The organism is Oleiphilus sp. HI0066 (assembly GCF_001635725.1).
Genome location: NZ_LWFH01000113.1, coordinates 25,790 through 51,838, shown reverse-complemented (window position 1 = coordinate 51,838; position 26,049 = coordinate 25,790). Strand labels below are relative to the sequence as shown.

Here is a 26,049-nt window from a genome sequence, read left to right as displayed (position 1 = left end):
GGCAAAGTCTTGTGCCCCGAGCCACTGAGAATAAAAGGTATTCACCCTGAAAATAATCTGATTTAGGCGACTAATTCGTTCACTAAACCATCAAGAGATTCACATTGCGCGACCGTTGTATCGGCTAAGATAAGCGCTTGTTCCGGGTCGATACCCAAAGCACTGCAACATCCTTCAAAATCTATCGAGCATGGTTCATCACCAACACCATGAAGAGAAAGCAGATAATTAGATAACTGAACTAGCGACACTAGTTCCTGATGCTCACCCTCGTAACTTGGAGATTGATGCATAGCAGCAACTTTAATACAGGACTCTGGCAAGCCCCAAAGCTTCAATAAAATAGCACCAAGGGAGCCATGCCCCAATGAGATAAACTCTTGAGCTGCGCCCATTCCAAATACTTGCTGTTCAATATCACGCATGGTTCTCTCTGGCTCAGCGACACGAAGCTTATTGAGCATGCGATACTCAGGCGGGAAGAGCTGCCCGATGAGCAGTAGACCAAAATTGTGGAGTAAACCAGACAAGTATGCCCCGTGCTCGTCTACACCCAAATCAGGGTTGACCATGACAGAGAGCGCTTGAGTTAACACAGCAGAATGCAAAGCATGACGCCATAATGCATTTAGCCCTAATGGACCATCGAGAGGTAAGGTAAAAGCACGAGCGGATGCAATGCCAAGGGAAAGTTTAGCGACGCGTTCAAAACCTAAGACAGCATTGATCGCCTCTTTCACATCAGTCAAATTGCCACGGTAATTGAACAATGCCGATCTTGCATAACGCATAATTTGCGCAGATAAACTTGGATCTTGCTCCACAAGCTGGGCCAATTCCTGAACACTAGAATTAGGATCAGACGTAATATGCATGACGCGCACAGCGGTTTCAGGCATCGGAGGCAGACGATAAAGTGTTGTTAGCTTTTTAGCCACATCATCAAGCGAGTAGCCTTTCTCGATATGAACTACTAGCTCTGGCGCGCTTAGACTTTCAGAAAAGTCGCCTTTATTGCATTGGTGAAATGCCGCTCGAATCGATAAGCGAGGCAAGTTTAACAAGGTGTTTGCACAACCGCTCGAAGCAAAAATAGCATCAAGTTCGAATACTGAGTGATCAACGTAGACCGTTAAACCATAAGACTGCGCGAGAAGTGGCAAATGCCCATGATCGCAGTCAGCAAACAATTTCCCAGCCTGCTCATCATCAATAATCTGAAATTGTCGACCTGAGAAACGATTTACTGCATCAACATCAGGTCGGCTTTGAAAAGGAATAATTAAAACCGCAGGCCCATCTCGATCGAGTATTAACTGAGTTCTAACCGTGCATTCTGCAACAGCTCCTGCCAACAAAACAGCATGGGACAAATCCCTTGCTCGGGCATGATGAACAAGTTGACACTGGATCGCATTTTCATCGATGTATTTACTTAAACGACTGGCAAGTGGCACGGTACTTCTCTCTAACTAAACTACTCTAAAAATCTGAAGCCTCAATTTGAGGCTTATAGATCAAGTTTAGCGAAGCTGATATTGAGCACTTGTACCGCGTCACAAATGCGGGTTACACAAGGTAGCAATATGTAACGTTGTATGTCCTACCCAGTATTTCGGATCCCCGCCGCGATACCCGCCATCGTTACTTTTAAGGCCGACTCAACTTGTTGTGCCTCCGCTTCAGAAGCATGAGACTGACCGCGACTTCGGTGCAATAATTCCGCTTGAAGATAATGAAGAGGATTTGTGTAGGTTGCACGTACACGCAGCGACTCACCAAATTCGGGACTATCTTCAAGTAGATCTTTTTGCCCCTTGAGCTGATTAACCAACTTCACCATTTTACGGAAGCGACCTCTTAAACGTTTTCCTAATGGCTTTAAGTCCTCGTCCACGAGCATTTGCTCATAGTATCGCGCGATACGCGGATCAGCCTTAATCAAGACCATCTCTAGCATATCCACTTGCGCCCTGAAAAATGGCCACTGCTCAGACATCTCTTTCATCAGTGCATCTTGGTCATTATTTAACGCCTGTTCAAAGGCATCATCACTACCAAGCCATGCCGGCAACATTAAGCGAATTTGCATCCAAGCAAATATCCAAGGGATGGCGCGCAATGTTTCAACGCCACCTCCACTTTTTCTTCGCGCAGGGCGGCTGCCAAGCGCTAATTTTCCTAACTCTTGTTCAGGCGTCACACTCCTAAAGTACTCAACAAAATTAGGCTCATTGCGCACCACGTCTCTATACGAATTCACAGACACGGCCGTCAAAGCATCTAAGGCTTCGCGCCATTGCGGCTTGGGCTCAGGAGGTGGCAACAAGCTCGCTTCAATCACAGCGCTCGCGTATATCCCTAGACTCTTACTTGCAAGAGAGGGCGATCCAAATTTAAATCGAATCATCTCGCCCTGCTCTGTAATCCTAAATCGCCCATCAACAGATCCCGGAGGCTGAGACAGAATCGCCTTGTTAGCAGGACCTCCACCGCGACCTACCGTTCCCCCCCTACCGTGGAACAGGCTCAACTTCACGCCGTGTTTCGCTGCCACTTTTACTAAGGATTCTTGCGCTCGATATTGCGCCCAACCCGCGGCTAATTGACCTGCATCTTTAGCCGAATCAGAGTAACCAATCATCACCTGCTGATAGCCATCACAGTAATCTGCATACCAAGGCACACTCAACAATCTATCAATGCTTTCTGACGCGCTATTCAAGTCATCCAAGGTTTCGAACAAAGGAACAATACGCATCTTTCGATTCATGCCTTGCTCGCGCAACAATAAGATAACGGCCAATATGTCAGAAGGCTTAGATGCCATAGAGATTACATAGGACCCAAACGCCTCCTCTGACTCACCAGCAATCACTGCACAAGTATCGAAGACCTCTTGAGTCTCTTCGCTCCAAGTCATGCCCTTTGCAATCAGAGGGCGTTTGCCCTGCAACTCTTTCAACAAGAATGCTTGTCTCTCTTCCTCTTTCCAATCGTTATAGGTGCCGATACCCAAAAATTCCGTGATCTCGTTTATCGCATCAGCATGGCGCTCAGAGTCTTGTCTTACGTCTAATTTCAGCAGCTCTAAACCGAAGCATTGAACACGGCGAATCACATCAAGTAAGGCACCGTCTGCCACACGCGCTATTCCTTTTTCATGCAATGATCGATAACAAATCAATAAAGGCTCGAGTAATTCACTTGTCAACAAGAGAAGTTGATCTTGGGAGAAATTTGAAACATCACCACGCGCGACCTCTGCCGCCCAATCACGAGTGTTAGATAAGCGTTTTCTCAACGAAGACAACACAATCCGATAAGGCTCGCTTTGATTGCGACCCGAACCTGAATCTAGCTGCTCTGCTAATTCGACAAGCTCCGCGCTCGCTTCCCACATCGACAAATGCGTCATCAACGAAGCCAAGTCCCTCAAATATAAATCCGCTGCCATCCAACGACTCAGAGCCAATACTTCTTTTGTTACAGTAGAAGTGACATTGGGGTTTCCATCGCGATCGCCTCCCATCCAAGAAGCAAACCGAATAGGCCTAGATGATAGAGGCAAACGTATTTGATAACGCTCATATAAAGCCATATCAAAGTCTCGAAGAAATTCGGGAAGAGCCTGCCAAAGACTGTTTTCGACAACAGCAAAACCCCAACGGGCTTCATCAACCGAGCTTGGTCTTTGTTCACGAATTTCGTTCGTATGCCACGCCTCACAAACAAGGGTATTAAGCCGATTATCAATTTGCTGCTGCTCTCTCTCATTGAGATCACTGCGATCTTTGCTGTGAAGCACGGAGGTAATAGCATCGTACTTCATGATCAGCGTTCGTCGCGCTACTTCAGTAGGATGTGCCGTCAGAACAAACTCAATTGATAAGCTCTCAAGCAGACTGGCAAGTCTCTCTTTCTGCACGTTATGCGCATCGAGATGGTCAAATAGCTCTTCAAATAACACTGAGGCATCTATTGCTTGCTCATCACTTCGTCGAACGCCGTGATATTGCTCAGCAATATTAGAAAGGTTTAAAAACTGGTTGAATGCACGCGATAAAGGAACAAGTTCTTCATCTTTAAGATTAGAGAGCAAACTCACGAGCTCTGGGCTTGCATCTCCCGCTGCAACATCTCGATCTAGCTTTGCGGCTCGGCGAACCTTCTCCACTAATTCGAATAAGTCATCTCCATGCTGCTCTTTGACATTCTCTCCTAGCAACGTACCAAGCAAACGAACATTTTCACGTAACAACGGATGTAATTCGGACAAGCTATTCTCCCTTCCTGAACAGAACAACGAAACTTCGTTTCTACAACGGATTTATCCAATATATTTACAATTTCATACAAAGCAACGACATGCAATCTCTTACAGAGTTCTAAACTCAATATTGTAATGACGAACAAAATAGACCTTGCTTGCGGAGACAGGGTCTTTAGAAAAACGATTAGGTGTAAACAATTATGAGAATTAAAGAACTAACAGCGCAATGGGAAAAACAAGCAAAAGCAATCATGACCGAGAACGAATATTCGTTCCGTATTCCAATCGAAGATGCCGCTAAAATTGAAGCGCTCGCCGAGATGTACCCTAAACGCAATAAAAACGAAATTCTTTGCGAACTCATCTCCTCTGCATTGCAAGAGCTAGAGACCGCCATGCCTTACATTGCAGGCACAGAAGTCGCCGCTATTGACGAGCAAGGAGACCCTTTGTATCAAGATGTGGGCCCAACGCCTCGCTTTTTAGATCTAAGTAAAAAGCACTGCACCCTACTAAAACAGGCTGGAAAAAAAGCCGCGAATGGATAAGTAAATAAGGGTCAGCGACTACAGAACTGACCCGATCCTTTTATGCTTCTGATTCGCGATCGCGGAAGCCAATCAAATAAAGAATGGCATCTAGGCCCAAATTTGAAATGGAGTGTTTGGCACTCTCTTTCACCAAAGGTTTGGCATGAAACGCAACACCTAAGCCGGCTCGACTCAACATTGCTAGATCATTTGCGCCATCTCCCACCGCAATAACCTGAGCACGACCAATACCCTCTTTCTCAGCTAACTCATCCAGCAAATCGGCTTTACGTTGACCGTCAACCACATTGCCCGTGACACGGCCTGTTACTTTTCCATCTTCAATCTCAAGATTGTTGGCATAGACGTAATCTATTCCAAGCTTTTCTTGAAGCCCTTTAGCAAAGTAAGTAAATCCGCCCGACAAAATAGCGGTTTTATATCCAAGACTGCGAAGCGTTGAAATTAGCTTTTCAGCACCTTCGGTCAATTTTAAACGTGCAGCGATTTTCTCGAGAACTTCTTCGCTCAAACCCTCAAGCAAACCCACTCGACGAGCAAAGCTCTCTTTAAAATCAAGTTTACCCTGCATCGCAAATTCTGTAATTTCAGCCACTTGATCTCCAACACCCGCTTCGATCGCAAGCTCATCAATTACTTCAGCTTGAATCAAAGTCGAGTCCATATCGAAGACAACTAAACGACGATTTCTACGGAAGATTGAATCTTCTTGGAACGCAATGTCCACACCTAACTCGTTGCCGATAGCAAGGAAGTCTTGTCGCAAATCATCTAAGTTAGGCGGCGTGCCACGCACTGAAAACTCAATGCATGCCTTAGTTTGTTCAATGCTCTGCTCAACGGCGGGACGACCAGACAATCGCGTAATGTTGTCGATATTCAAACCGTGACGAGCGGTGATCGCAGACACATGAGAAATCTGTTCCGCAGAGATAGATCGTGATAAGAGTGTAACGATGTATCTAGCCTTACCTTTGCCTTCCACCCACAGGGCGTATTCTTCCTTGCTAACAGGCTTGAAACTCACATCTTGCTCGAGTTCGTGCATACGGAACAACAAGTCCTTCAGCACACTACTTGATTCTTTATCACCAGGAACCTCAACCAAAATCCCCCAGGTCAAATGCTCATGAATAACGGCCTGACCAATATCCAAAATACGGATATCGTATTGCGCCATGATTGCGGTCATTTCTGAGGTCAAACCAGGCTTATCAATACCAGACACGTTAATTAATATAATTTCGCTCAAAGCTAATCTCTTTCTGATTAAAATGAATTCTTGGATAACAAAAAGCCGTTGTAACAACGGCTTTTATTCTAGTGACTATTCTGCTTGCTGCTCTGCTTCTGGCTCAGCGTCAGCCTTACCCGTTTTAATAATTTCAATACGGTCTACACGCTGCAATCCTCTTGGCAGTTTTTGCCCTCTTCGTCCGCGTTCACCAACATAGTGCTGCAAATCACTGTATTTAAGCTTCAAGTGGCGTTTACCAGAGTGAATGACCACAAAATCGGCTTCTGAGAAAATCGCAACATTGGTCATCAGCTCATCTTTACTCTGAGCTCGCGCTGAAGGAATGCTGATAATCTTATTACCCTTACCTTTCGCCAATTCAGGAAGGTCTTTCACAGGGAACACCAGCATTCGGCCTTCATTAGTCACTGCAGCAAGCAACTGACTCTCTACATCATCGATGACCATCGGATGCATCACTTCAGCATTCTTAGGCAATGTGATCGCAGCTTTGCCCGCTTTATTCTTACTTTGAAGTTGATCAATGCTTGAAACAAAGCCATAACCGGCATCGCTCATCATGAGCAATTTTTGCCCCTCTTTACCCATTAGCACCGCTCTAAACTCTGCACCAGATGGTGGGTTTATTTTACCGGTTAAGGGTTCACCTTGGCCTCGAGCAGACGGCAGAGTATGTGCTGCTACCGTATACGCCCTACCAGTAGAATCTAAGAAGATGACACCTTGTTGACTACGACCTTTTGCCGACAAACTAAAACTATCGCCAGCTTTGTAGTTCAAGCCTTTTGGATCAATGTCATGCCCTTTCGCAGCGCGTACCCAGCCTTTTTCAGATAACACGACGGTCACTGGCTCAGAACTGACTAAATCAGTTTCGGAATAGGCTTTTGCATCACCACGAACAACCAACGGAGAGCGTCTATCGTCACCATATTTTTCAGCGTCAGCGAGCAGCTCTTTCTTGATGAGCTTTTTCATCTGCGCTTTTGAGCCAAGTACTTTTTGCAAGTAAGCACGCTCTTTTTCGAGCTCTTCTTGCTCCGCCTTGATTTTCATCTCTTCAAGACGTGCTAACTGTCTCAACTTGGTATCGAGAATGTAATCAGCTTGCACTTCAGTTAAACCAAACCGCGCCATTAAGACGGCTTTAGGTTCATCTTCAGTACGAATAATATGAATGACTTCATCAATATTAAGAAAGGCGACCAATAAGCCTTCCAATAAGTGTAAGCGACGCTCAACTTTATCTAAGCGATATTGCAGCCTGCGTGTAACGGTATCAGTACGGTAACTCAACCATTCACTAATGATCGTACGCAAGTCTTTCACTGCAGGACGACCATCAATACCAATCATATTAAGATTAACGCGATAGCTTTTTTCTAAATCAGTCGTCGCAAACAAGTGCGCCATCAATGAATCGATATCAATACGATTTGAGCGGGGAACAATCACAAGACGCGTTGGGTTCTCGTGATCGGACTCATCTCTCAAGTCCGCAACCATCGGTAGCTTCTTGGCCTGCATTTGAGACGCAATCTGCTCAAGCACTTTGGCTCCAGAAGTCTGATGAGGCAATTCGGTGATCACGACATCGCCACTTTCAGTGTTATAGACAGCTCGCATCTTGATCGAGCCTCGGCCTGTTTCATAAATCTTCTGAATATCTGCCGGCGGAGTGACGATCTCAGCACCCGTTGGATAATCAGGCCCGCGAACATGCGTCATTAGATCTTGAGTTTGAGCCTTAGGTTCATCCAGCAAATGAATACATGCACTCGCGACTTCTCGAAGGTTATGAGGAGGAATATCAGTGGCCATACCGACCGCAATACCCGTTGTGCCGTTAAGCAATAAATTCGGCAATCTAGCGGGTAAGGTTTTTGGTTCATCAATCGTGCCATCAAAGTTAGGCATCCAATCAACAGTACCTTGACCCAACTCGGCAAGAAGCACATCTGCATAAGGCGCTAATCTTGATTCGGTATATCGCATTGCCGCGAATGACTTAGGATCGTCAGCCGAACCCCAGTTACCTTGCCCATCAATCAATGGATAACGATAACTAAACGGTTGCGCCATCAACACCATCGCTTCATAACACGCGCTATCGCCATGCGGATGAAACTTACCCAGAACATCACCCACCGTTCTCGCGGACTTCTTATACTTCGCCGATGCTTTTAAGCCAAGTTCCGACATGGCATAAACAATTCTGCGTTGAACAGGCTTTAAACCGTCCCCGACGTGCGGCAACGCACGATCAAGAATGACGTACATTGAATAATCGAGATAGGCTTTTTCGGTATATTCTCGAAGCGAAATCTGCTCGACACCATCTTCGAAACTAGGCGTGTCTTGACTCATAAAACTTAGAGTTCCCTTTTAGAGTTCCCTTAAGGAAAAATTTGACTATGATTGTGAAGCTGTTGTTCATTATATGGAGCGTGCACACAACTGCATAGAGCTAATCAGTAATGTGCCCTTTTCTTAATGTTTTAAGCGCCCTTTTTTTACGTATTAATCAAAGGAAGATGCATGAACGTCATCGAAATCAAACACCCACTCGTTCGTCACAAGTTAGGCTTACTTCGCGAAAAAGACATCTCCACCAAAAGCTTTCGCGCACTCAGTAAAGAAATCACGACCCTCCTCACCTACGAAGCAACCAAATCATTCCCTCTCGAACCGAAACAAATTGAATGCTGGTCGGGCATGACAACCGTTGAGCAAATCGAAGGAAAGAAAGTCACTGTCGTTCCAATCCTACGCGCCGGTATTGGTATGCTTGATGGTGTTTTTGAATTAATGCCTAACGCTAAGGTCAGTGTCGTTGGGCTATATCGAAATGAGGAAACACTCGAGCCGGTTACTTATTTTGAAAAGCTCGTAAAAGACATTGAAGATCGAACAGCAATGATCATAGACCCAATGCTTGCAACTGGCGGAACTCTGATTGCGACAATTGACCTTCTTAAAAAAACAGGCTGTAAAAAAATCATTGGTTTGTTTTTAGTTGCAGCGCCCGAGGGCATTGAAAAAGTTCTAGCTGCACACCCTGACATGGAAATTTATACCGCCGCTGTCGACGAAAAGCTAAACGACAAAGGATATATATTACCCGGGCTTGGCGATGCAGGAGACAAGATCTTCGGGACCCAGTAGCAACAACTCACCCTAAACATAGCGAAAAGGAAGATTCACGATGTCAGATGAAAATGCATTCAGCCCAAAGACTGCGCTAATTGGCGCACAAATGCTGTTCGTTGCCTTCGGCGCCCTCGTTCTTGTCCCCTTACTTACAGGGTTAGATAGTAACGTTGCTCTATTTACTGCGGGTGTTGGCACGCTCATCTTTCAACTTATAACTAAGCGCAGCATTCCGATTTTTCTCGCTTCCAGCTTTGCCTTTATCGGCCCTATTATTTATGGCATCCAGACATGGGGCATAGCCTCAACGATGGGCGGACTAATGGCCGCAGGTTGCGTATATATTTTGCTCTCGGGCATTGTTGCGTGGCGCGGAACCGAGATCATCGAACGCGTCTTGCCGCCGATTGTTGTCGGCCCGGTTATCGTTGTAATTGGTTTAAGCCTTGCACCAGTCGCTGTGAATATGGCACTCGGTAAAACGGGTGACGGTTCAGCAGAGCTAGTCAACCAGAACACTGCCATTCTTATCTCAATGAGCGCATTGCTTGTTACCGCCATTGCATCTCTTCTAGGCAGCGGCATTATTCGCTTAATCCCTATACTTCTTGGAGTCTCTGTCGGCTATGTCGTCGCCCTGCTCTGTGGAATTGTTAGTTTTGACCCAATCAGCAACGCGGCTTGGTTTGCGAATCCAAGGTTTACGCTCCCCGAATTCAATGCCAGCGCAATTCTATTTATGTTGCCCGTCGCCATTGCACCTGCGGTTGAACACATCGGAGATATGATGGCAATTAGCAGCGTTACTAAAAAAGACTTCCTAAAAAAACCTGGACTTCATAAAACCTTACTTGGCGATGGTGTAGCGACAACCGCAGCCGCAGTGGTTGGTGGACCGCCAAATACTACGTACTCAGAAGTGAGCGGCGCCGTCGCACTAACCAAAGCATTTAACCCAATCTACATGACCTGGGCCGCAGTGTTCGCAATTATCTTATCTTTTTGCGGCAAGCTCGGCGGCTTTCTTGCCACGATTCCAACCCCTGTGATGGGCGGCATTATGGTTCTACTATTTGGTGCCATTGCAACAATTGGCATAGGAACAATAGCCCGTTCAAATGCTGATTTACACGACCCTCGCAACCTAGCAATTATCTCAATCCCCTTAGTATTTGGAATTGGCGGAATGAACTTTGGCGGTGAAGGCTTCGTCGTTCAAGGGATAGGATTAGCAGCCATCTCGGGCATTCTTCTCAACCTTGTTCTACCGAAAACAAAACCAGAAACCGAGCAATAAAACCAGACCATCGCTCTGATCTCTCACAACCTATTAAATCGAAGCTGAGAGGTCAGTGGAAATCCTCGATAATTAATTCAACACATTACTAAAAAATCAGCTTTTAACATAAGCATGAGCTTCAGGCTCTATGGTATGATCGAAAGCATTAGAGGGCTGTCAGAATCTGTTTGTTGACTATTGCGAAACAGACCCAAAATAAGTAACTATTTAGTACATGCTCTGCAAACAAAAAAACAAAATAGAAAATTAGGGTAATCATGAGTTCGGACACAGGCACAACCATCGCTCCAGAAGCACACAAGTCAGCAGAAAACCCGCCTGTTCAGCCAAGCATCAAACTTAAAGCATCCTTAGCTCCAATGACTGCCTTAGAGCTCACCAGCTTTGAACCAAAGCAATTCAGCGAAGAACTCGCAGCGAAAGTCGCTCAAGCCCCTAGTTTTTTTGAAAACCTTCCTGTCGTGATTGGCCTAGAGAAGTATGAAGAACCAAGCCTCGACTTTGAGCGTCTCATCGAGATATGCCAAGCACACCAAGTGAAGGCAATCGCTGTAAGAGGCGCCAGCGCATCACTTCAAGACGTCGCGCGCAATCATGGCTTAGGAATATTAGCCAAACAAAAAGAACGTAACGCAGCGATCGATACAGACACTCCAGCAGCTAGCGAACCTGCGCCGCAGGAACCCAAAGCAGATGAGCCTGCAAAGGTCGAAATCAAAACTGAAACACAGATTAGTAAAATTGTCCATCATCCTATTCGATCAGGACAACAAGTTTACGCAGCAGATGGTGACTTGATCATTCTAGCCTCTGTAAGTGCCGGCGCAGAAATACTAGCCGACGGAAACATTCATGTTTACGGTACATTGCGCGGACGCGCGCTAGCTGGGGTTAAAGGCAATACCAAAGCACGCATCTTCTGCCAAAGCATGGCAGCAGAACTTGTCTCCGTCGCAGGGCAATACAAAATAAGCGAAGACATTCCAAGCTCAACCATAGGCAAGCCCTGCCAAGTATATTTGGACGAGCAAACTCTGAATTTTAAAAAACTAGAGCTCTAAAGAGCCCATTAAGCGCCGAATAAGAGCGCAAGAAGTAAAGAGGCTTAAGCCCAACTTCAAACAACATAGCAACATGGGAATAGAACATTGGCAAAAATAATTGTTATCACTTCAGGTAAAGGCGGCGTAGGTAAAACAACTAGCAGCGCGTCCATTTCCACAGGTCTTGCCCTGAAGGGACACAAAACCGTCGTTATCGATTTCGATGTAGGTCTTCGTAACCTAGATCTAATCATGAACTGTGAACGTCGTGTAGTGTATGACTTCGTAAACGTAATCAACGGCGAAGCGACGCTAAACCAGGCTCTTATCAAAGATAAGCATAATGAGAATCTTTACATTCTCCCCGCTTCTCAAACTCGCGATAAAGATGCACTCACTCAAGATGGCGTAGAAAAAGTTCTTAATGAACTTTCTGAGCGCTTCGATTTCATCATTTGTGATTCGCCTGCAGGCATTGAGCACGGCGCTCAAATGGCTCTCTATTTCGCAGATGAAGCCATTGTCGTAACGAACCCGGAAGTATCTTCGGTTCGCGACTCAGATCGAATTTTAGGTATCTTACAAAGCAAGTCTCGCCGCGCTGAAAATGGCGAGTCGGTAAAAGAGCACCTTCTTCTAACCCGCTACAACCCTAGCCGTGTTGAGAAAGGTGAAATGCTGAGCGTAGATGACGTTAAAGAGATTCTAGCCATCAAACTTCTTGGCGTTATTCCTGAATCACAATCCGTTCTTTCTTCTTCAAATTCAGGCGTTCCTGTTATCCATGATCAATCAACTGATGCAGGACAGGCCTACGATGATGCTGTAGAACGCTTACTTGGCGCCGAAAAGCCACAGCGTTTTATCACGAATGAAAAGAAAGGTTTCTTTAAGCGTATGTTTAAGGGGGCTGCAACAGCATGAGTTTTTTAGATTATTTTAAAAGCACCAAGAAGAACACCGCATCTATCGCGAAGGAACGCTTACAAATAATTGTTGCTCATGAACGTGGGCAGCGCGAGCAGCCCGATTACCTGCCAATGCTTCAAAAAGAAATTCTTGAGGTTATTCGCAAGTACGTATCTATCAATCAAGACCAAGTACAGGTCCAACTTGATAAAAATGATGACTGTTCGGTTCTTGAACTGAACGTCATGCTCCCAGAGTAAGATAATGAGTGCCAGTGGACGGCACTTTCTCTGAGTCATAAGAAATACCGTATAAAGGCGAAAAGAATAATGTCAGTAAAATCGCTCACCGCAAAAGACATCATGACTCCCAACGTAAAGTCAGTACCGCAGTCTTGGACAATGGAACGGTTCAAGAAATTCCTAAGCGATAACGATATTATTGGTAGCCCTGTTGCGAACGATGAAGGCAAAATCATCGGCATTGCAACGCTCAAAGATATTGCAGAATTCCATTTCGATGGCTCGAGCTCTCCCTACGAAGCTGAAATGAGCGAAGAAGAGCAGCAAGAAGCTCGCCGTTTAAGAATGATGATTTTCGAAGGCCTTGCCAATATGCCTGTCGAAGTTAACGACATCATGACCCCTATCTTAGTGTCCGTACCTGAAGATACTCCCATTACAGAAGTATCAAAACTCATGATGAACGAACACCTTCATAGAGTATTTGTAAAACATGGTGATGACGTAAGCGGCATCATTACGACTTACGATTTACTCAAAGTTATTGTCGAACAACTCAACTAAGTTAATGATGCGCGCAAACAACTCGGAGGGCCGCGAAACCTAAATGCACATTCACTTCGAAGGAATTCAAGATGGTTATAAGTAACAAAAAAACCGATAGTAAAATTTATGTACTTGATACCAATGTTCTGCTCCACGAGCCTGAATCAATATTTAAATTCGAAGAACAAACTGTTTTTATCCCTCTTCGCGTCTTAGAGGAACTTGATAGCCACAAACGTGGCCAACGAGATACCGCCAGAAATGCGCGACAAGCACACCGCTATCTCGACGAACTCCTTTCACAAGCAGATATAGACCAGCTCCCTGAGGGGATTGCCCTAGACGGAGGCGGGAAGCTTATATTCCAAACCTTCGAAAAAGATAGACAAACGGTTGCTGATAACGAAATCATTGATGTCGCTAAACAGTTACGCGACGACTTTGAGAATACCGATACAAGCGTCGTTCTTGTCACGAAAGACATCAACATGCGCATCAAAGCTGTCGTCCGTGGAATCATCTCAGAAGATTATCGTAACGACCAAGTAGCAAGCATTGGTGATGAATCTCTATTCTCCGGCCAAATAGAAATCACTGAAGAGATGTGGGAAGCTGAAGGTGTTGAAATCCGAACCGAACGCGAGGACTCTCAAGATGTCGGCACCATCATTATCTATTACATAAAAGCGCCTTGGGTCGGAAATTGGCCGATCAACACGCACATTTACTCAAACTCAAATAACCAACAAAACTTTCGCGGCATTCTTCGCGCCACCAATGGCAAAGAAGCTATGATCGAAATACTCCCTGATTTCGAGCAACATTATCATTGCTGGGGTATTCAAGCGCGTAACCAGGAGCAAAACTACGCGCTTTCTATTCTTACCGACCCCGAAATTGATTTTGTAACGATAGCTGGCGATGCAGGTACGGGTAAAACCTTGTTAACCCTCGCTGCAGCGCTACAACTTGTGTACGAAGATAAATTCTACGATGAGATCATTGTCACTCGCGCAACCGTTCCGATGGGAGAAGATATAGGCTTTTTACCAGGCGAAGAAGAAGCCAAAATCGAACCTTGGATGGGTGCAATTACGGACGCACTCGAAACCTTAGCGGCGAACCCAGAAGGCAATGAGTTTGAGCGAAAATCAGGGCTCGAGTTTCTTAAGAATCGCGTCAAAATAAAAAGCTCAAGCTTCATGCGAGGTAGAAGCTTCTCAGGAAAGTTCTTCCTAATTGATGAAGCCCAAAACCTGACCGCGGCGCAAATGCTTGGCCTCATCTCACGCGCAGGCCCAGGAACTAAAGTTGTCGCGATCGGCAACCTCAAGCAGATCGACACACCTTACCTCAGCGCCAATACAAGCGGATTTAGTTACGCGATCGACCGCATGAGAAATTGGGAGCACTACGCTCACATCACACTCACAAGCGTTGAACGATCTCGTCTAGCAGATTACGTCGCGAATAATTTTCATGATTAAGTAACTAGCATCACCCCATAACAAAAAAGCCGGAGCATTTAATCTCCGGCTTTTTTGTTATTCAATCGCAACTACGCACACTCGGGGCACTCAGGATCCTTGCGCAATTTCAAGGTACGCCAGTCTAAAGACAGAGCATCATAGATCAACAATTTCCCGGCACTGCGCTCACCATATCCAGACACCAGCTTTATAGCCTCCAAAGCCTGCATTGAGCCAATCACCCCAACTAGCGGCGCCATCACACCATTGGTTGAACAGTTAAGGTTTTCGTTACCTTGCTCATCATATAAGCATCGATAACAAGGCGAATCATCCTCTCTAGAATCATATATCGCCAACTGCCCTTCCATACGAATTGCAGCACCTGAAACTAGCGGAACCTTCGATTTCACGCAAAGGCGGTTTACTGAAAAGCGCGTCTCAAAGTTATCACTACAATCTAACACCACATCAAACTCAGAAAGCTTTTCCGCCCAATCAGACTCTACAAACCTTTGTTCTAATGCAATAACCTCGCAATGCTTATTCAATGCCTTGAGACTATCTTTCGCAGACACAACTTTTGACTGCCCTATGGCAGACTCACCATGCGCAATCTGACGCTGCAAGTTACTCAATTCAACGATATCGTCATCCACAATGGTAAGTCGCCCCGCGCCAGCGGCAGCCAGATACAACGCCGCAGGAGACCCCAAGCCACCAGCCCCAATAATCAAGATACGCGCATTGCTTAAAGCTAACTGCCCTGCCACATCAAATCCCGGTAGCATTAACTGTCGGCTATACCGCAACAAAGCCTCATCATTCATTTTATTATCCATAGAAGCCTTATCCATAGAATCGTCCGATCGTGAACCGGTCGTTGCTACCGTAATCCTGCCGAGTTTCGATACTCTCGTAATCAAACTGACTCAAAATACGTCGAACATCATCTCCCTGATCATAACCATGCTCAAGTATCAGCCACGCACCGTTCTTAAGGTGAGATCTTGCTAATTTCGAAATAAGCTTTATATCAGACAAACCATGCTCTGCCGCAACAAGCGCTGACAAGGGTTCGTATCGCACATCACCTTGAGACAAATGGACGTCATTCTCGTCGATATAAGGTGGATTGCTCACGATCAAATCAAACTGAGCATCTTTATCGATCGGGTCAAACCATGAGCCTTGAACAAAATCGACGTTTCGAATTTGGTTTTTAGCTGCATTTGAGCGCGCTAAAAGAACCGCATCCGACTGTAGATCTGAACCTAGCACAGTCCAATTTCGCTGTTCACTTGCTAGAGCTAGTGCTATGGCGCCCGTACCCGTCCCTAGATCAAGTACACTCGCTGCCTCAACATCAGCAAATAAGTCTAACGCCGCTTCAACCAAGCATTCGGTATCAGGACGAGGAATGAGAGTACTTTCATTAACAATAAGATCGAGCGTCCAGAAACCTCGACTACCCGTCAGGTGTGCGACAGGCCGCCCCTTAAGACGCTCTTGCAATAAATGACGGTAGGTTTGAGATTGCTCTACGCTGAGGGACTTTTCGGGCCAAGTACGAAAATAACTTGGCTCTACCTGCAAGACATGCGCTAACAACAATTGGACATCAAGTTCAGGTGTTTCGCTTTGAATATCGGCACTCATTGCGAGTGCCTGCTCTATTGTTATCTGAGCACTCATTTATGCGTCATTCATGCTCGCAAGAAGCTCGGCTTGATGCTCATGCAACAAAGGATCGATCACAGTCCCGAGATCACCTTCCATCACCTCAGCAAGCTTATACAAGGTAAGATTGATGCGATGATCCGTGACACGCCCTTGCGGATAGTTATATGTTCGGATTCGCTCTGAACGATCTCCACTGCCTACCAAACTCTTGCGCTGAGACGATTGCTCAGCTGCAGCCGCCTCTTGTTCTGCACTCAATAACTTAGACGCAAGCAAGGTCATCGCCTTAGCTTTGTTTTTGTGCTGGGAACGTTCGTCCTGACACTCAACAACTACGCCTGTTGGCAAGTGAGTAATACGAATTGCAGAGTCAGTTTTGTTGACGTGCTGACCACCCGCACCCGATGCACGGAAAGTATCAATTCGAAGATCAGCCTTATTAATCTCAACATCATCAACAGATTCGATTTCAGGCATAACCGCAACCGTACATGCTGACGTATGAATACGACCTTGCGATTCAGTTTCAGGAACGCGCTGCACACGGTGCGCACCGGATTCAAACTTCAACGCGCCATAGACACCATCACCAATCACACGCGTAATGATTTCTTTGTAACCACCATGTTCACCAAGGCTTTCACTTACAACTTCAATCTTCCAACGCTTTTGCTCCGCATAACGAGAGTACATGCGAAACAAGTCACCTGAGAAAATCGCAGCTTCGTCACCGCCTGTACCGGCACGAATTTCCAAAAACACGTTATTGCCATCATTCGGGTCTTTCGGCAACAAGAGCATTTGTAACTCATCCGATAAGACCTCCATACTTTTCTCAGCTTCGCCTAACTCTTCTTGCGCCATTTCTCGCATCTCGGCATCACCGTCTTCCATCAACAGCTTCGCCTCTTCAATATCATCTTTCGCTTGGTTAAAGCGAGCAAAACACTGCACGACAGGCTCGATTTCTGAATATTCTTTGGAGTAGGCACGGAATTTATCTTGATCAGAAATCACTTCTGGGTCACTCAACAACGCGCCCAACTCTTCATATCGCTCCGTAATTTCTTCAAGACGGAGTAGCAAAGACTCTTTCATATATATGTTTCACTAAAAATAAAGTACGAGAAGTGTAGCAACGCTACTCTTCATCAAGTTTAAATAAATTCAATAACAACTGTGCCGTTTCAGCTTTTCCGGCTGCAGCATCATCACGAACAGAGACGGTCGGTTCGTGCAATAACTTTTGCGTGAGAGTTCGAGACAAACTCCTCACGACTTTCTCAGGGTCAGCTCCTTGCTGCAAAGCACTAACCGCCTTTTCTACTTCGTTTAGGCGGATATTTTCAGCATGCGCTCTGAATCGTCTTAAGCCGTCCCCCGCTTTTGAAATACGCAAATCACTCGTAAATCGGCGTACTCCAGCGTTAATAATCGACTCGGCATCGTCAGCAGCCCTTTCTCTCGAACGCTTATTCTCATCAATCACATTGGCAAGGTCATCAACCGTATATAAATACACATCCGCCAATTCACCCACTTGCGGTTCGATATCTCTAGGGACCGCGATATCCACCATGAAAAACGGCCGATGTTTCCTTAACTTTAATGCACGCTCAACAGCGCCCTTACCTAGAACTGGCAGTGGACTCGCAGTAGAGGAAATAACAATGTCTGCATCGACCAACAAATCAGGAATATCACCTATTAAAGCTGCTTGACCACCGACTTCATCTACCAAATCTTGCGCACGCGCCAAAGTACGATTCGCAATAGTTAAGTCTTTAATGCCAGCTTGACGTAAGTGTTTCGCTACAAGCTCAGTTGTTTTACCCGCTCCGACCAACAACGCTTTGCTCTGACTCAACTGACCAAATAACTGCTTTGCCAAAACCACTGACGTCGCTGCAACCGATACTGCACTCTCGCCAATCGCCGTCTCTGTACGCACCTGTTTAGCCGTCGAGAAACTCGTTTCAAGGAGACGCCCCAACCGCCCAGTAACTGAGCCCGCCTCAAGCGCACTAGCATACGCAGATTTGAGCTGCCCTAAGATCTGCGGCTCACCCAAAACAAGTGACTCCAACCCTGCCGCCACACGCATAACGTGTCGCACTGCATCGTCGTTGCCATAACAGAAGCAATTTCGCTCAATAAGGTCGACATTAACGTGGTGAAATTTCGCGAGCCAATCTGAAACATCACGTTTTCCGTAACCGCCATCAACCGAACAATATATCTCCGTCCGGTTACACGTAGACAAAATAACGCCCTCGCTCACCTGATGCTGCGCGACGAAAGACGACAAGGCATCCATAAGCGCCAAAGGGTCGAAAGCAACTTTCTCCCTTAACTCTATGGGAGCTGTTTTATGATTTATGCCAAAGGCAAGGATGGACATTGATTACAGAATTTGAGAATTAAACCCCTATTTTACAAAGAGCGTGAGAAATATTCCATGCGAATTACACAATGTCTTATCGACAACATTGACAGTATTAAGCGGTATGTCATCATAACGACGTTTATGCCTCATCTAGTAACGATAAAAGAGACACCTTTGAATTCATTTCGCTTCGCATTTGTTTTAAGCGCGCTCATCACTCTTAGTGGTTGTGCGAGCCTTCTCAACACACAAAACACAGCCTCGACTGACGCAGAGGTTAAGTCCAATTCAGCAGAAGAAGACGTCACTTACCAAGACTTTTCTGTCGAACAAGACACGCTATATGATTTACTGGTTGCTGAAATCGCATCTCAGCGAAACCAGTTTGACATAACACTTGTGAATTATATTCATCAAGCACAAGTCACCCGAGACCCTGCTGTCATTTTACGCGCAATAAATGCCGCACAAATCGCCAAAGATGGTGAAGCAATTCAAGAGCTGGCAATGCTCTGGCTTGAAGAAGATGAAAACTCGATCGCCGCACACCAACTGCTTGGATATCAATACGCTCTCGACAAAGACTACACGCAAGCAATGTTTCACACCTCAGAGATTTTGCGTCTAGGAGGCAACACATCTGTTGAAGCACTTGCTATCAATTCAGCACAAGAAAGCGAAGAAGGAAAACAAGCACTTCTTACCCTGTATAAAGATTTATTTGAACAATATCCAGAGAGCTGGGAGGTGCAGTACAGCATTGCATTAGTTCAACGCAACTTGAAGCAATGCGATGAAGCGATTGCCAACCTAGACGCTGTGTTAAAAGTACAACCACGATTCCAACAAGCAGCTATCGTCAAAGCTAACTGTTTGAACGAGAGCGGAAAGAAACAAGAAGCGCTTGAATATTCAGCTGATGCGTTTGACGACTTTCCAGATAACAATGCAATTGGGAGACTATACGCAAGCCTCCTTATTGAGCGTGAGCAAACAGAAGATGCAGCAAACGTGTTTGCTCAACTTATAGAATATTACCCTGAGTCTCCAAGCTTAAAACTTTCGTACGCTCTTCTACTTTTAGAAATTAACAAACCAGAAGAAGCAACTGTCGTCTTCGAGCAATTGAAAAATTACCCTGCGCACAAAAACGACGCAAACTACTACCTTGGTCGATATTCAGAAGAACAGGAACAACTTGAAGAAGCACTTAACTACTTCAAAGCCGTCTCACCTGGAACACATTACAATTCGTCTGTTGAACGTCAGGCCTACATACTTACCAAGCTTGATCGCCAAGATGAAGCGATCGAATTACTTGCAAGCCTGCGCAAAGAACAGCCAAATAACGAAGTCAGATTATGGCTCATTGAATACAAGCTATTGAACACATTTGAACAACGTGACGCAGCATTAGAGAGCCTCGACAAAGGTATTGCTGATCATCCAAATGATGAACAACTCGTCTACGCACGAGCAATGCATTACGAAGGCGACGATCGGCTTGAAGAAATGGAAGCAGACCTGCGCCACCTCATCGACCAAAACCCAAATAATGCGATTGCCCTGAACGCCCTAGGTTATACCTTGGCTGATCGCACAGATCGACTCGAGGAAGCTGCGCAACTCATTGGCAAGGCGCTTGTGCTAAAACCAGATAATCCAGCCATCATGGATAGCATGGGCTGGGTCCTTTTCCGATTAGGAAAAGCCGAAGAAGCGGTACAGTTACTAGGTGCAGCGTACTTAAAATATCCAGACGGAGAAGTAGCAGCACACTTAGGCGAGGCACTTTGGTCACTCGACAAAAAAGACCAAGCAAGAACTGTTTGGAGCAACAGTTTGCGTCAACAACCAGATCATAAGGTATTAATAGAGACGCTACAGAGACTTGCACCCGAAATGCTTGAACCCAACGCTGACTCTGAAGATAGCACTACAAACTCTGCCGAAGACCAACCAGAGCCTGAGTTAGAAACAAACTCAGAGTCTTAAAAGAAAATGCCTCAAACCATATCTCGCTGGACTTTCACGATAGTGTTCAGCTTATTACTGATGAGCTGCTCTAGTAGCTATAAAAGCTTCGAAAACGACGGCTCAAAAGAACTCCGCGCTAAGCTTTATCAAATTGAGACCTTTCAATTTAATGGCAAACTAGGCTTTCGCAATAGCGAAGAAGCTTTCAGTGTCGCCATCAACAACTGGCTTCAAGACGCTGACAAATACCAAATCGAATTAAGTTCTGCATTCTTTGGATTAGGCGCCATCGAACTGAAAGGCACCGCCGCCTGGATTGAGGCTAACGAACCCGGCCAAGAACCAGTTAGATCAGACTACCCTAACTACACAATCAAAGAGTTACTAGGCAGCCCCTTACCTATACAAAGAATTCGCTATTGGCTGCGCGGCATTCCAGCACCGCAATCTAAATCCCAAGAAACGCTCAACGACCAAGGCCTACTATCTACACTTGAACAAGATGGCTGGACAATACACCTAGATCGCTACCACGATGTATCAAACCTTCCCTTACCTGGCCGAATCAAAATCGAACAAAACGACACGCGTATTACATTGGTAGTTGCACAATGGTCCATTCTCTAAGCCTTCCAGCCCCCGCCAAGTTAAATCTATTCCTACATATCAATGGGCGCAGACCAGACGGCTACCATGAACTTCAAACAGTTTTTCAACTTCTCGATTTTGGGGACGAACTACATTTTGAACTGAACTCAAGCCAAGCTATTACGATCAAACCTGAGTTCAACGACATTCCTGTCGAAGACAATCTAATTTACAAAGCTGCAAAATTTTTGGAACCTTTCGCCACGTACTATAAAGGGGTCGACATCACGCTAAATAAACGTCTACCCATGGGTGGAGGTGTGGGCGGTGGCAGCTCTGATGCAGCGACGACATTAATTGCTTTAAATTACTTATGGCAATGCAATTTAAGCAACGAAAAACTTTGCGACTTAGGGATTCAATTAGGTGCCGATGTTCCAGTATTCGTAAACGGAAAAACATCATGGGCAGAAGGCATTGGCGAGCAATTATCGCCTATAAAAACACCAGATTGTTGGTATGTTGTACTAGCACCAGAAGCACACATTAGCACGGTAAAAATTTTTTCAAATGAAGTGTTGACAAGAGACACTCCAAAGATGAGAATAGCGCCCGCTTTAGAGGGACAGGCACTAAACACGCTTCACAACGATTGCGAAGCACTAGTTAAGCAGCTCTACCCTACTGTTAAAGAAGCAATTGATTGGTTGAGTAAATATGGACCAACAAAGCTAACAGGAACTGGAGCATGTTGTTTTTGTCGACTTTCAACTGAGACAGAAGCAAGACAGGTTTTGAACGAGGCTAGCGCCAAATTCAAGGGCTTTATAGCCAAGGGAGTTTCACTCTCTCCTGCTCATCAAAAGCTAAATGAAGTTGAGACGTTCGCAAAGGATTACTCAAGGTAAAAGTTCAAAATTGAACTATATTGCAGACTTTATTTAGGTACAGATTACTGGGGTATCGCCAAGCGGTAAGGCAACGGGTTTTGATCCCGTCATGCGGAGGTTCGAATCCTCCTACCCCAGCCATTATTCAATACCCATATATAAGCCAAACATTGATCGCCACAAGCAGCTCTGAAACGAGGTAAGCTACCCACATGTCTAAAATGATGGTATTCACCGGCAACGCAAACCGTGATTTAGCACAGAAAGTTGTCGACAATTTACGCCTACCTCTCGGTAACGCTAAAGTCACTAAATTCAGCGACGGCGAAGTAGCTGTTGAGATTAACGAAAACGTTCGCGGTAAAGACGTTTTTATCATCCAACCAACCTGCAACCCAACCAACGACAACCTTATGGAACTCGTGGTCATGACCGACGCATTACGTCGCGCATCTGCAGGCCGTATTACAGCGGTTGTTCCCTACTTCGGCTATGCACGACAAGATCGTCGTGTGCGTTCAATGCGTGTACCGATTACAGCAAAAGTTGTGGCTGACATGATCACTGGCGCAGGCATCGACCGCGTATTGACTGTTGATCTGCACGCTGATCAGATTCAAGGCTTCTTTGATATTCCAGTAGACAACATTTACGCAACACCTATTCTGGTCGACGATATCATGACGCGCTTTAAAGAAGACTTTATCGTTGTCAGCCCAGACGTTGGCGGTGTTGTTCGCGCACGCGCAATGGCTAAGCGCGTTGGCGATGTAGATTTAGCAATTATTGACAAACGTCGCCCTCAAGCGAACGTTTCTCAAGTAATGCACATTATTGGCGATGTAAAAGGCAAAACATGCTTACTCATCGACGACATCGTTGATACGGCAGGCACGCTATGCAAAGCCGCAGAAGCATTGAAAGAGAATGGCGCAAAAGCAGTTTACGCTTACATCACCCACCCAGTTTTGTCGGGCCCAGCGATTAAAAACATCGAAAACAGCACATTGGACGCATTGATTGTCACAGACACCATTCCATTAAGTGACAACGCTGAAAAATGTGGTAAGATTCGCCCCCTTACGATTTCCGGCCTAATTGCTGAGTCGATTCGACGCATCAGCAATGAAGAGTCAATTAGCGCACTCTTCGACTAAACGAAGCAGCGCGTTAGAAAAATTTGCCTATTCCTTTCAAGGGCGTAGGCAAACTATCGAAAAGCACATAAGTGCTTTTTTTCGTTTTAAAATGCGTGTTATGAGTCTGGTCGCGGACTTGTTTCAACGCTTATTGAGGAATCAATAATGAGTGATTTATTTACTGTCGAAGCAGAACTTCGCGAAGACCAGGGGAAAGGTGCGAGCCGCCGCCTGCGTCGTCTAGAAGGCAAAGTACCTGCAATCCTATACGGCACAAAGTCTAAGAAGCCTGTTTCTCTTTCTATCGCTGCGAACAAACTTCGCCGCGCACTAGAAGAAGAAGCATTTTACTCTCACATCCTTACTATCGCTTTCGATGGTAAAGAAGAGAATGCAATTCTTAAAGATCTTCAACGCCACCCAGCAACGAATGAAGTAATGCACGCTGACTTCCAGCGCGTTACTAAAAACCAAGCTATCCACGTTAACGTACCACTTCACTTCACTAACGAAGAAGCATGTGTAGGCGTTAAACTTGGCGGCGGCAAGATCCAGCACCAAATGACTGAAGTTGAAGTTATCTGTCTTCCAGCAGATCTTCCTGAGTTCATCGAAGTTGACATGACTGAAGTTGAAGCGGACCAAATCGTTCACCTTTCAGACATCGTTCTTCCTAAAGGTGTAACGATTGCTGCACTTCAGCAAGGTGAAGATCACGACCTTTCTGTTGCATCTGTACACAAGCCGAAAGGCTCTGCTGCTGACGAAGCAGAAGATGCTGCAGCTGAAGGCGAAGGTGACGAATAAGCCCCCACCGGAGCTTATTACGTTGGCACCAGCTAGGGAATGCACATTCAGCCATGACTCAACAGATCAAGCTGATTGTCGGTTTAGGTAACCCCGGAGCCGAATACGCAAATACCCGCCATAACGCGGGTGCCATCTTTGTAGAAGCGCTTGCACAACAAGCGCTTCAAACCCTCAAACCAGAGAAGAAATTCCACGGCCTTTACTGTAAAGCCAACTTCTCAGGAAAAGATATCCACCTCTTAGTTCCCACTACGTTTATGAATCGCAGCGGCCAAGCCGTTCAAGCGATTGCTCAATTTTTTAAGATTCAGCCAGAAGAAATTCTTGTCGCACATGACGAGCTCGATATTCCAATGGGGGCAATGAAACTTAAAAAAGGCGGCGGACACGGCGGCCAAAACGGACTTAGAGACATCATCGCCAAACTTGGCGGCAATAAAGAATTCTCACGACTAAGACTCGGCATCAGCCATCCAGGCCACGCAAGTAAAGTAACCGGCCATGTACTCGGAAAACTTGGTAAAAAAGAAACAGAAGAACTCACTGCAGTCATCGACGAAGCGAGTCGATATTTGCCAGAGATCATTTCTGGAGATACCGCTCGAGCAATGAACGCACTGCATAGCTTCAAAGCAAGTTAAACATCGTATCTTTGTCACCCAACAAGGTGACCACCCTCGCCCTTCTCTATATAATACGTCCAATTTTTTAAGACCAGACACACTAGGATTCAGACCATGGGTTTTAACTGCGGCATCGTAGGACTTCCAAACGTTGGCAAATCAACGCTATTCAATGCATTAACTAAAGCTGGTATCGGCGCAGAGAACTTCCCTTTCTGTACGATCGAGCCCAATGCAGGCGTAGTCGCCATGCCAGACCCACGACTGGACAAACTATCAGCCATTGTCGAACCTGAAAAAACACTCGCAACGACAATGGAGTTCGTCGACATTGCAGGGCTTGTTGAAGGCGCCTCTAAAGGTGAAGGTCTAGGTAACCAATTCTTAGCCAACATTCGTGAAACAGACGCTATTGCGCACGTAGTACGCTGCTTTGAAGATGAGAACGTTGTGCACGTCTCAGCAAAAGTTAACCCACAAGCTGACGTTGACGTTATTAACACAGAGCTTGCTCTTGCCGACCTAGATACCGTAGAAAAAGCGGTAAAGCGTTACACGCGTACAGCTAAAAGTGGCGACAAAGATGCTAAGAAAGCACTAGCGCTTTTAGAGAGCAAATTACTCCCTCACCTCAACGAAGGTCTGCCAGTTCGCGCATTAGGCTTAGATGAGGACGAACTTAAAACCATCAAAGAGCTATGTCTTCTAACGATCAAGCCAACCATGTACATCGCTAACGTAGATGAAGACGGTTTTGAGAACAATCCACACCTCGATGCCGTGCGCGAAATCGCTGAAAAAGAAAACGCTGTCGTTGTACCTATCTGCAATAAGTTAGAAGCTGAAATTTCAGAGCTAGAAGATGAAGAGCGTGATGAGTTTCTTGCAGACTTAGGCATGGAAGAGCCAGGCCTTGATCGTGTTATTCGTGCAGGCTACGAACTACTAGGATTACAAACCTACTTCACTGCTGGTAAAAAAGAAGTGCGTGCATGGACAATGAAAGCCGGTGACACTGCGCCAAAAGCAGCTGCCGTGATACACACAGATTTCGAAAAAGGCTTCATTAGAGCTGAAGTAGTCGCATATGACGACTATATCGAATTCAACGGTGAAAACGGTGCGAAAGAAGCCGGAAAATGGCGCTTAGAAGGAAAAGATTACATCGTTCAAGACGGCGATGTTGTGCACTTCCGCTTCAATGTTTAGTCA

General features: G+C 45.7%; 23 protein-coding genes and 1 tRNA gene. 16 read left to right on the top strand and 8 right to left on the bottom strand.

Annotated features, from left to right (window positions below):
• Nucleotides 1-62: 62 nt before the first annotated feature.
• Both A3738_RS01920 and ppc read right to left on the bottom strand, forming a co-directional pair.
• Nucleotides 63-1,457, bottom strand: a complete 1,395-nt coding sequence (locus A3738_RS01920) for an aminoacyl-tRNA deacylase and HDOD domain-containing protein (RefSeq protein ID WP_068502069.1) — start codon at nt 1,455-1,457, stop codon at nt 63-65.
• A gap of 146 nt (nt 1,458-1,603) precedes the next feature.
• On the bottom strand, nt 1,604-4,279 hold the full coding sequence (ppc, locus tag A3738_RS01915; protein WP_082878452.1) for a phosphoenolpyruvate carboxylase: 2,676 nt from the start codon (nt 4,277-4,279) through the stop codon (nt 1,604-1,606).
• 194 nt (nt 4,280-4,473) lie between these two features.
• Between ppc and A3738_RS01910 the strand changes: the two genes are divergently transcribed.
• Entirely contained in the window at nt 4,474-4,821 is a 348-nt protein-coding gene (locus A3738_RS01910) for a type 1 pili tip component (protein ID WP_068481974.1), read from the top strand.
• A gap of 40 nt (nt 4,822-4,861) precedes the next feature.
• Here the strand turns inward: A3738_RS01910 and serB are convergent, their stop codons facing one another.
• Nucleotides 4,862-6,076 carry a phosphoserine phosphatase SerB gene (gene serB / locus A3738_RS01905; protein WP_068482079.1) on the bottom strand — a complete coding sequence of 405 codons (1,215 nt, stop codon included), beginning with the start codon at nt 6,074-6,076 and terminating at the stop codon, nt 4,862-4,864.
• A 75-nt stretch (nt 6,077-6,151) separates the two neighbouring features.
• Nucleotides 6,152-8,449 carry a DNA topoisomerase IV subunit A gene (gene parC, locus A3738_RS01900; RefSeq protein ID WP_068481972.1) on the bottom strand — a complete coding sequence of 766 codons (2,298 nt, stop codon included), beginning with the start codon at nt 8,447-8,449 and terminating at the stop codon, nt 6,152-6,154.
• Between the two features lie 171 nt (nt 8,450-8,620).
• Between parC and upp the strand changes: the two genes are divergently transcribed.
• From upp to A3738_RS01865, 7 genes are all read left to right on the top strand, one after another.
• The gene (gene upp / locus A3738_RS01895) at nt 8,621-9,247 is read left to right on the top strand and encodes a uracil phosphoribosyltransferase (protein ID WP_068481969.1); all 627 of its coding nucleotides are present in this window, start codon (nt 8,621-8,623) and stop codon (nt 9,245-9,247) included.
• A gap of 40 nt (nt 9,248-9,287) precedes the next feature.
• Nucleotides 9,288-10,529, top strand: coding sequence for a uracil-xanthine permease family protein (locus A3738_RS01890; RefSeq protein WP_068481964.1), 1,242 nt, complete (start codon nt 9,288-9,290; stop codon nt 10,527-10,529).
• Between the two features lie 260 nt (nt 10,530-10,789).
• Nucleotides 10,790-11,593: a septum site-determining protein MinC gene (minC, locus tag A3738_RS01885; RefSeq protein ID WP_082869091.1), complete on the top strand. Its 804-nt coding sequence runs from the start codon at nt 10,790-10,792 to the stop codon at nt 11,591-11,593.
• A gap of 87 nt (nt 11,594-11,680) precedes the next feature.
• Nucleotides 11,681-12,499: a septum site-determining protein MinD gene (minD, locus tag A3738_RS01880; RefSeq protein ID WP_068481961.1), complete on the top strand. Its 819-nt coding sequence runs from the start codon at nt 11,681-11,683 to the stop codon at nt 12,497-12,499.
• Nucleotides 12,496-12,744, top strand: a complete 249-nt coding sequence (gene minE, locus A3738_RS01875; RefSeq protein WP_068481957.1) for a cell division topological specificity factor MinE — start codon at nt 12,496-12,498, stop codon at nt 12,742-12,744. Before minD ends, minE begins: the two co-directional genes overlap by 4 nt.
• Before the next feature lie 69 nt (nt 12,745-12,813).
• A complete protein-coding gene (locus tag A3738_RS01870) occupies nt 12,814-13,290 on the top strand; it encodes an HPP family protein (protein ID WP_068474368.1) in 477 nt (158 codons plus the stop codon).
• Nucleotides 13,291-13,361: 71 nt separating this feature from the next.
• Nucleotides 13,362-14,759 (top strand): PhoH family protein, encoded by a 1,398-nt coding sequence (locus tag A3738_RS01865; protein WP_068481953.1) that lies wholly within the window; start codon nt 13,362-13,364, stop codon nt 14,757-14,759.
• 71 nt (nt 14,760-14,830) lie between these two features.
• Here A3738_RS01865 and moeB read toward each other — a convergent pair whose 3' ends face one another.
• Genes moeB through hemA form a run of 4 tightly spaced genes read right to left on the bottom strand, consistent with a single transcriptional unit; the run spans nt 14,831 to nt 18,825 of the window.
• Nucleotides 14,831-15,598 carry a molybdopterin-synthase adenylyltransferase MoeB gene (moeB, locus tag A3738_RS01860; protein WP_231876498.1) on the bottom strand — a complete coding sequence of 256 codons (768 nt, stop codon included), beginning with the start codon at nt 15,596-15,598 and terminating at the stop codon, nt 14,831-14,833.
• Complete coding sequence (gene prmC, locus A3738_RS01855) at nt 15,591-16,436, bottom strand: peptide chain release factor N(5)-glutamine methyltransferase (protein ID WP_068481950.1); 846 nt, start codon at nt 16,434-16,436, stop codon at nt 15,591-15,593. The genes moeB and prmC overlap by 8 nt, the downstream gene beginning before the upstream one ends.
• Nucleotides 16,437-17,522 carry a peptide chain release factor 1 gene (prfA, locus tag A3738_RS01850; protein WP_068481947.1) on the bottom strand — a complete coding sequence of 362 codons (1,086 nt, stop codon included), beginning with the start codon at nt 17,520-17,522 and terminating at the stop codon, nt 16,437-16,439.
• 43 nt (nt 17,523-17,565) lie between these two features.
• A complete protein-coding gene (hemA, locus tag A3738_RS01845; RefSeq protein WP_068481945.1) occupies nt 17,566-18,825 on the bottom strand; it encodes a glutamyl-tRNA reductase in 1,260 nt (419 codons plus the stop codon).
• 159 nt (nt 18,826-18,984) lie between these two features.
• Between hemA and A3738_RS01840 the strand changes: the two genes are divergently transcribed.
• The 8 genes from A3738_RS01840 to ychF all read left to right on the top strand — a co-directional run bounded on the left by A3738_RS01840 (nt 18,985) and on the right by ychF (nt 26,046).
• Entirely contained in the window at nt 18,985-20,805 is a 1,821-nt protein-coding gene (locus A3738_RS01840) for a tetratricopeptide repeat protein (RefSeq protein ID WP_197472365.1), read from the top strand.
• Between the two features lie 42 nt (nt 20,806-20,847).
• Nucleotides 20,848-21,414 carry a lipoprotein insertase outer membrane protein LolB gene (lolB, locus tag A3738_RS01835; RefSeq protein ID WP_197473516.1) on the top strand — a complete coding sequence of 189 codons (567 nt, stop codon included), beginning with the start codon at nt 20,848-20,850 and terminating at the stop codon, nt 21,412-21,414.
• On the top strand, nt 21,399-22,283 hold the full coding sequence (gene ispE, locus A3738_RS01830; RefSeq protein WP_068502042.1) for a 4-(cytidine 5'-diphospho)-2-C-methyl-D-erythritol kinase: 885 nt from the start codon (nt 21,399-21,401) through the stop codon (nt 22,281-22,283). Before lolB ends, ispE begins: the two co-directional genes overlap by 16 nt.
• Before the next feature lie 48 nt (nt 22,284-22,331).
• Nucleotides 22,332-22,406 (top strand) — tRNA-Gln (locus A3738_RS01825).
• Nucleotides 22,407-22,477: 71 nt separating this feature from the next.
• Nucleotides 22,478-23,422, top strand: a complete 945-nt coding sequence (locus A3738_RS01820) for a ribose-phosphate pyrophosphokinase (protein ID WP_068481080.1) — start codon at nt 22,478-22,480, stop codon at nt 23,420-23,422.
• A 147-nt stretch (nt 23,423-23,569) separates the two neighbouring features.
• A complete protein-coding gene (locus A3738_RS01815; RefSeq protein WP_068481083.1) occupies nt 23,570-24,211 on the top strand; it encodes a 50S ribosomal protein L25/general stress protein Ctc in 642 nt (213 codons plus the stop codon).
• 53 nt (nt 24,212-24,264) lie between these two features.
• A complete protein-coding gene (gene pth, locus A3738_RS01810; protein WP_068481086.1) occupies nt 24,265-24,855 on the top strand; it encodes an aminoacyl-tRNA hydrolase in 591 nt (196 codons plus the stop codon).
• Between the two features lie 96 nt (nt 24,856-24,951).
• Nucleotides 24,952-26,046, top strand: coding sequence for a redox-regulated ATPase YchF (gene ychF, locus A3738_RS01805; RefSeq protein WP_068481088.1), 1,095 nt, complete (start codon nt 24,952-24,954; stop codon nt 26,044-26,046).
• The last annotated feature ends 3 nt before the right edge of the window (nt 26,047-26,049 follow it).

Excerpts from the sequence above, each read along its gene's own strand:
- A3738_RS01910 (WP_068481974.1), top strand. The coding sequence starts at position 4,474 with ATGAGAATTAAAGAACTAACAGCGCAATGGGAAAAACAAGCAAAAGCA.
- parC (WP_068481972.1), bottom strand. The coding sequence starts at position 8,449 with ATGAGTCAAGACACGCCTAGTTTCGAAGATGGTGTCGAGCAGATTTCG.
- upp (WP_068481969.1), top strand. The coding sequence starts at position 8,621 with ATGAACGTCATCGAAATCAAACACCCACTCGTTCGTCACAAGTTAGGC.
- A3738_RS01890 (WP_068481964.1), top strand. The coding sequence starts at position 9,288 with ATGTCAGATGAAAATGCATTCAGCCCAAAGACTGCGCTAATTGGCGCA.
- minC (WP_082869091.1), top strand. The coding sequence starts at position 10,790 with ATGAGTTCGGACACAGGCACAACCATCGCTCCAGAAGCACACAAGTCA.
- minE (WP_068481957.1), top strand. The coding sequence starts at position 12,496 with ATGAGTTTTTTAGATTATTTTAAAAGCACCAAGAAGAACACCGCATCT.
- A3738_RS01870 (WP_068474368.1), top strand. The coding sequence starts at position 12,814 with ATGTCAGTAAAATCGCTCACCGCAAAAGACATCATGACTCCCAACGTA.
- A3738_RS01865 (WP_068481953.1), top strand. The coding sequence starts at position 13,362 with ATGGTTATAAGTAACAAAAAAACCGATAGTAAAATTTATGTACTTGAT.
- moeB (WP_231876498.1), bottom strand. The coding sequence starts at position 15,598 with ATGGATAAGGCTTCTATGGATAATAAAATGAATGATGAGGCTTTGTTG.
- prmC (WP_068481950.1), bottom strand. The coding sequence starts at position 16,436 with ATGAGTGCTCAGATAACAATAGAGCAGGCACTCGCAATGAGTGCCGAT.
- prfA (WP_068481947.1), bottom strand. The coding sequence starts at position 17,522 with ATGAAAGAGTCTTTGCTACTCCGTCTTGAAGAAATTACGGAGCGATAT.
- hemA (WP_068481945.1), bottom strand. The coding sequence starts at position 18,825 with ATGTCCATCCTTGCCTTTGGCATAAATCATAAAACAGCTCCCATAGAG.
- ispE (WP_068502042.1), top strand. The coding sequence starts at position 21,399 with ATGGTCCATTCTCTAAGCCTTCCAGCCCCCGCCAAGTTAAATCTATTC.
- A3738_RS01820 (WP_068481080.1), top strand. The coding sequence starts at position 22,478 with ATGTCTAAAATGATGGTATTCACCGGCAACGCAAACCGTGATTTAGCA.
- A3738_RS01815 (WP_068481083.1), top strand. The coding sequence starts at position 23,570 with ATGAGTGATTTATTTACTGTCGAAGCAGAACTTCGCGAAGACCAGGGG.
- pth (WP_068481086.1), top strand. The coding sequence starts at position 24,265 with ATGACTCAACAGATCAAGCTGATTGTCGGTTTAGGTAACCCCGGAGCC.
- ychF (WP_068481088.1), top strand. The coding sequence starts at position 24,952 with ATGGGTTTTAACTGCGGCATCGTAGGACTTCCAAACGTTGGCAAATCA.